Origin of the sequence: Synechococcus sp. R60.1, from assembly GCF_047461835.1 — a bacterium.
Taxonomy (GTDB): domain Bacteria; phylum Cyanobacteriota; class Cyanobacteriia; order Thermostichales; family Thermostichaceae; genus Thermostichus.
In genome coordinates this window covers 1-4865 of sequence record NZ_JANSIA010000131.1, presented here as the reverse complement: position 1 = coordinate 4865, position 4865 = coordinate 1, and the positions used below count along the sequence as shown (strand labels likewise).

Below are 4865 nucleotides of genomic sequence, written 5' to 3'. Positions count from 1 at the left end.
CCCGTCCTTTTCGCGTTAGCGGGACGTAGTCCTTAAGCCCAGGAAATGTCCTTTTCGCGCTAGCGGCGCGGAGCGCTTTGCATCAACATGAGTGCGGGAGTATGTCATTTAAAATGACTACACCAGTCTTGTTCAGCACCAATCTATTGGGTTAGCGCAACACCAGGGCTAGAGCAGTCCCTTGGGATCCCGTCTCGACCAACCGCAAGTCCCCCCCGTGGGCCTGCAGGATGCGCCTGGCGATATATAGCCCCAGACCTCCTGAGCCGGTTGGGTAGTGGTGGCCGGCAATGTGAATGGGCTGGGTCACGTAGGGTTGGGCCAACTCTTCTAGGGGAGCCGGCAAGCCGGGGCCATCATCCTGCACCTGGATCTGGTGGGGGCTGACGATTAACACCACCGCATGGCGTGCGTAGCGCAAGGCGTTGTCCACCAGATTCACCAGCGCCCGCTCCAGCTCTGCCTCATCGGCGTTGCCCCACCCTTCTCCTTCGACTCGCAGATCGATCCCCCGCTCCTGGGCCAGGGATCCCATGCGCTCGGCCACCTTTCTGGCCAGGGATCCCAGATCACAAGGCCGAGGATGCAACTCGATCTCTCCCCGCTCCAGGCGGTGAGCCTCCACCATTTTCTGCACCAGAGAGAGATTGTGTTGATTTTCCTGCAGGATGCGATCCAGCAGAGCGCGACGTTGCTCCGGCTCGAGCTGTTGATCCTGTTTAAAGGCGCTCAGCAGGTGCCCAAAGGCGATGAGGGGGGTTTTGAGGTCGTGAACGAGGGTAGCGGTAAAGGCTTCTCGCCGCATTTGATCGATCTGGATCTGGCGCAGCAACTGGGCAAAAGCCTGCCGCAAGATCAGGGCTTCCTGGGGATCCCCGGGGCGGAGCAGCAGATTCCAACGGGCGGGCTGGTTAATCAAGGTTTCCAAATGAGCCAACTCGCGGGCCAGCAGGGTGAGGGGGCGCAAAATCATGGAGGACAGAGCATAGCCCACCACCGCCGACAGCACCGCCAGCAACGGGATCCACAGCAGCAGCAGGAGGATCCCTTCAGTGCTGAACTGCGTGTCGGGCCAGATCCACTGCACCGACAGGATGAAAACCAAGTTGGGGACGAACGAAAGGCTGGCAATGACCAATGCCACCTGGGTGCGCAGGCTGTGGGGAAAGCGGCGGCGCCAAAACTCAAGTAGGCGGAGTAGTTGCTGTTTCAAACTCGGTGTGCTCGCTTTGACAAGACCTGCTTGAATAGTGAACCAACCGTAGGCAAAGAATAAACATCCCCTCACGGTCAAGGCTGAAGAGTTCTTTCCTAGGTCTTAGAATGACCGTTATGTCTTGAGCCGCTTCATCCCCATGAATAAAGAAGGATGCCGTAACCCCAGCTTTTAGGATACCCAGCTACCCCATTCTTTAGAGAAGCCGCGCCGTATTCCGGTTGGCAAAGCTGCGGACATCACAGCAAAGGCAGCTTGATCCCCGGGCGTAACCAACGTTGAGCAATCATAGTCGTTTCAGGTTAGGGTGAGGCGCCTGGGCCATTGAGAAAAGCCTTTGGCCGCATGCATTATTGCTCGGCAACGCTGACGCGACGACGCGACCAACGTTTTGGGTGTAGTGTCCCAGTTTGGGTCAAAGGACTACAAGTTCAACAGATCAAGATCGAGGGGCAGAGCGGAGCTCTCAAGCTCCTGAGGCATGAAAAAACCTCTGGGAGTCTGTCCGTGTTTCGACCCCAGAGGCTTCTTCTCTTCACTCCTCACCACTATTGAGCGTAGCCGCCCTTCCAAAGGCTGTCAAGCACTTTCCCATTGGGGTTGGCGTGTGGGAAATTGCGCTAGGGTGGCACTGCCGTACAGGATCATCTGCTGGGGCTGCAAGTTCACCCGGTCTACCCGCAGCTCAGTGCCTCGCAAGGCGAGCCGATCCAAATCCAGAAGCTCATTCAGGCAGCGTACCAAAGCTTGGCTCAAGGCTAGCTCCTCTTCTGTACCGCTTTCAAACACTGGATCTGTAAAGCGGATGCGACGCCGCTCCAGCACCTCAACCTGGGCGGAAAAACCGACGCAGAAAGCCCTGGCTTCTCCCTGCTGTACATTTGCCTGGAATTGCAGTCGTCGCGCCGGGGTGATGCTGATATGGACGTGATGGAAGGATAGGGGGCTATCATCCTGCTTTCCTAAGGCCAGCCTATTCAGCACAAAAGGTGTGTTAAACGATTGCGCCAGATCGTCTTCGCTCAGCACCACGCGCATTGTGGCCTGTACTGGCTGGCGCAGCTTGATCTTCCCCTGCCAAATTTGGCTGAAATCGATGGCCACCGCATTGCAGAATAGCTCCAGAGCCGAAAGCCTCAGGCCGTTGTACATCTGCAGATGCTGGCCCAACAGTTCAAAGCTGTCGATACGACCCTGCAACAATTTGGCAACAGGCTCCACTCGCACGCGCGCCTCCAGCCGCTCTGCATGCTTAAAGAGGGCACGAATGGCTGCGCCTACCCCTCGGCTAACCCAATCGACAGCCATGGGATTCTGCAGGGAAAGTTGGGGCAGGAGTCCTGTAGCCATGGGAAAAGGTAAAGAGCGCCTACAGGGATCATAACCAACCATTAAGAAAAGTTACAACCTTTGCCAACGGAGAGGCTGTTCTCTCAGGGGTAGGTGCGTCCCTCCTGCATAGCCGAGCGGGCCACGGCTGCGATCCCCTGGTCGGTGGCACGGGGCAGATGAAAGTACCGTCCGCCCGCCAATTCCGCCAGCTCGGCGCTGAAGCCGGTGGTTACAAAGCGGCTTTGGGAATCGATCAAAAGCAGCTTCAACCCCAGGGCGCGGATGCGCAGGGCGATCTCCCGCAGCTCTTGCTTGAGGTCGATGGGATCCGCTCCCAACTGGCTTTTGCTGTCGCTCCGTCCCAAGGAGCGGCTGAGGGGAATGTTGGCCCGGCCATCGGTGAGAGCCACCAGCATCACCTGACCTACATCGCCAGCGGTGCGGGCATTGACTCCCATGCGCACGGCTTGGGTGAGGGCATGGGCGAGAGGGGATCCCCCGCCACAGGGCAGGGATTCCAGACGGCGGCGGGCCAGCTCGATGGAGCGGGTGGGGGGGAGCAACACTTCGGCAGTTTCCCCACGAAAGGCGATGAGGGCCACCTTGTCACGGTTTTGGTAAGCCTCGGTGAGCAGGCGCAGGGCGGCACCTTTGGCCGCTTGCATGCGGTTGAGGGCCATGGAGCCGGAGGCGTCCACCACAAAGATCACCAGGGCTCCGGCCTTGCGAACCAGCTTTTTGGCGCGGATATCGCTCGGCTCCACAATCACGCTACGTCCCGGTTGCCGCTGGCGGCGGCTTTTCTGATAGGGGGCAGCAGCTCGCAAGGTGGCATCGACGGCAACGCGGGGGTTGGATCCCTGGGGCAGGATGGGCTTGACGTAGCGGCCTCGGTCGGCGCTGAACACCAGGCTGCGGGATCCCGTTTTTCCCTGCTGGTTGAGGGACTGGGCAAAGGCCAGCAGGCGCGGGTCCAGGGCCACCTGCTCAGGATCGAAAAAAAACTCCTGCGGCAGGCTGAGGCTTTCCGGCTGGGGATCCGTCTCCTCCTGGTCCTCGCCGGTGTCGTCGGAATTGCTTGGGGAAGGATCGGGCTGTTGGGATTGGGGTGGGGGGGGAGGCGGGGGCTGGTCGGGGTCGTAACGGGCGCGGGGCAGCAGCACCAGCTGCACGGCCTGCTGCAGATCCTCGGCCAGGAGGCGATCCCGCCCCTCCAGCGCCGCCAGGGCACAGGCGGCTCGCAGGGCAAATTGTTCTCCCCGGTGCCCTTGGACGTTGCCGCGGATGGCCTCCTGCACCAGGTAGAGGAGCTGTTCCCGCTGCGGCTTGACCTGGGGCAGCCACTCCCGCGCCAGGAGGATGCGGGTGCGGATTTCCTCCAGTTCCGCCTGGTGCTCGGCCAGGAAGGGCTCGGGAGCATCGACAAATTGCGTTGCCCGTTGGACAATTTCCCCTCGCTCTTCTAGGCTCAGCTCCTGCCCCACCGGCACCACCAGTGCCAGGCGATCCAGCAGGTGGGGGCGCAGGGATCCCTCTTCGGGGTTGTAGGTGGCCACCAAGAGAGGCCGGCAGGGGTGTTGCAGACTCAGCCCCTCCCGTTCCAGGCGGTTGACCCCATCCCCCACCACCGTCAGCAACAAGTTGACGATGGCGTCGTCCAAGAGGTTGATGTCATCCACATAGAGCACGCCCCGGTGGGCGGCAGCCAAGAGCCCTGGCTGGAAGACCGTTTCCCCCTGCCTGATGGAGGCCTCCACATCGACGGATCCCAGCAGCCGATCTTCAGTGACGCCCAGGGGAACTTGGACAAAGGGGGGCGATATCACTTGGGTGGGCGGCACCTCTCCGGCTGGGTAGCGAGCCTTGGCCCAGTCGGACCAGGTATCCGGCTGCGCTGGATCGTCGTTGCAATAGGATCCCGCAATCACCTCGATGGGCGGTAGCAAGGCGTGGATCCCTCTGGCCAAAACCGACTTGGCGGTGCCGCGAGGCCCCACCAGCACCACACCCCTTAGGCTGGGATCCACTGCTGCCAGCAGCAGAGCCAGCTTGGCCGCCTGTTGCCCCACTACAGCGGTGAGGGGAAAGGTACAAGGAGCGGATAGAGTTGCGGATCCCATGGTTGGCGGGTAGGCTTGGCGAGCAACGGTTCAATCGAGCAGATTCGCAGCGGAGCGGGAGCTGTACACCCCAGTCTATCGCTTGAGTGCTCCGCACCGCCTTTGCAACTGAGATTTTCTGGGGAGCATGCCTCTAACCCCCAAAACCCTGAACTTTGCTGAATTTACTGAGCTTTAGGCGGTTTGGCAAAAGTCAT

3 protein-coding genes are annotated in these 4865 nt (G+C 60.4%); all 3 read right to left on the bottom strand.

Translation table 11 applies throughout. The features are described from left to right. Positions 1–151 precede the first annotated feature (151 nt). Complete coding sequence (locus tag NW834_RS13230; RefSeq protein ID WP_414413709.1) at positions 152–1213, bottom strand: sensor histidine kinase; 1062 nt, start codon at positions 1211–1213, stop codon at positions 152–154. 582 nt (positions 1214–1795) lie between these two features. Then, positions 1796–2524 carry a DUF2993 domain-containing protein gene (locus NW834_RS13225; protein ID WP_011432355.1) on the bottom strand — a complete coding sequence of 243 codons (729 nt, stop codon included), beginning with the start codon at positions 2522–2524 and terminating at the stop codon, positions 1796–1798. A gap of 125 nt (positions 2525–2649) precedes the next feature. Beyond that, on the bottom strand, positions 2650–4668 hold the full coding sequence (bchD, locus tag NW834_RS13220) for a magnesium chelatase ATPase subunit D (RefSeq protein WP_414342612.1): 2019 nt from the start codon (positions 4666–4668) through the stop codon (positions 2650–2652). Between the last annotated feature and the right edge of the window lie 197 nt (positions 4669–4865).

Excerpts from the sequence above, each read along its gene's own strand:
- NW834_RS13225 (WP_011432355.1), bottom strand. The coding sequence starts at position 2,524 with ATGGCTGTCGATTGGGTTAGCCGAGGGGTAGGCGCAGCCATTCGTGCC.
- bchD (WP_414342612.1), bottom strand. The coding sequence starts at position 4,668 with ATGGGATCCGCAACTCTATCCGCTCCTTGTACCTTTCCCCTCACCGCT.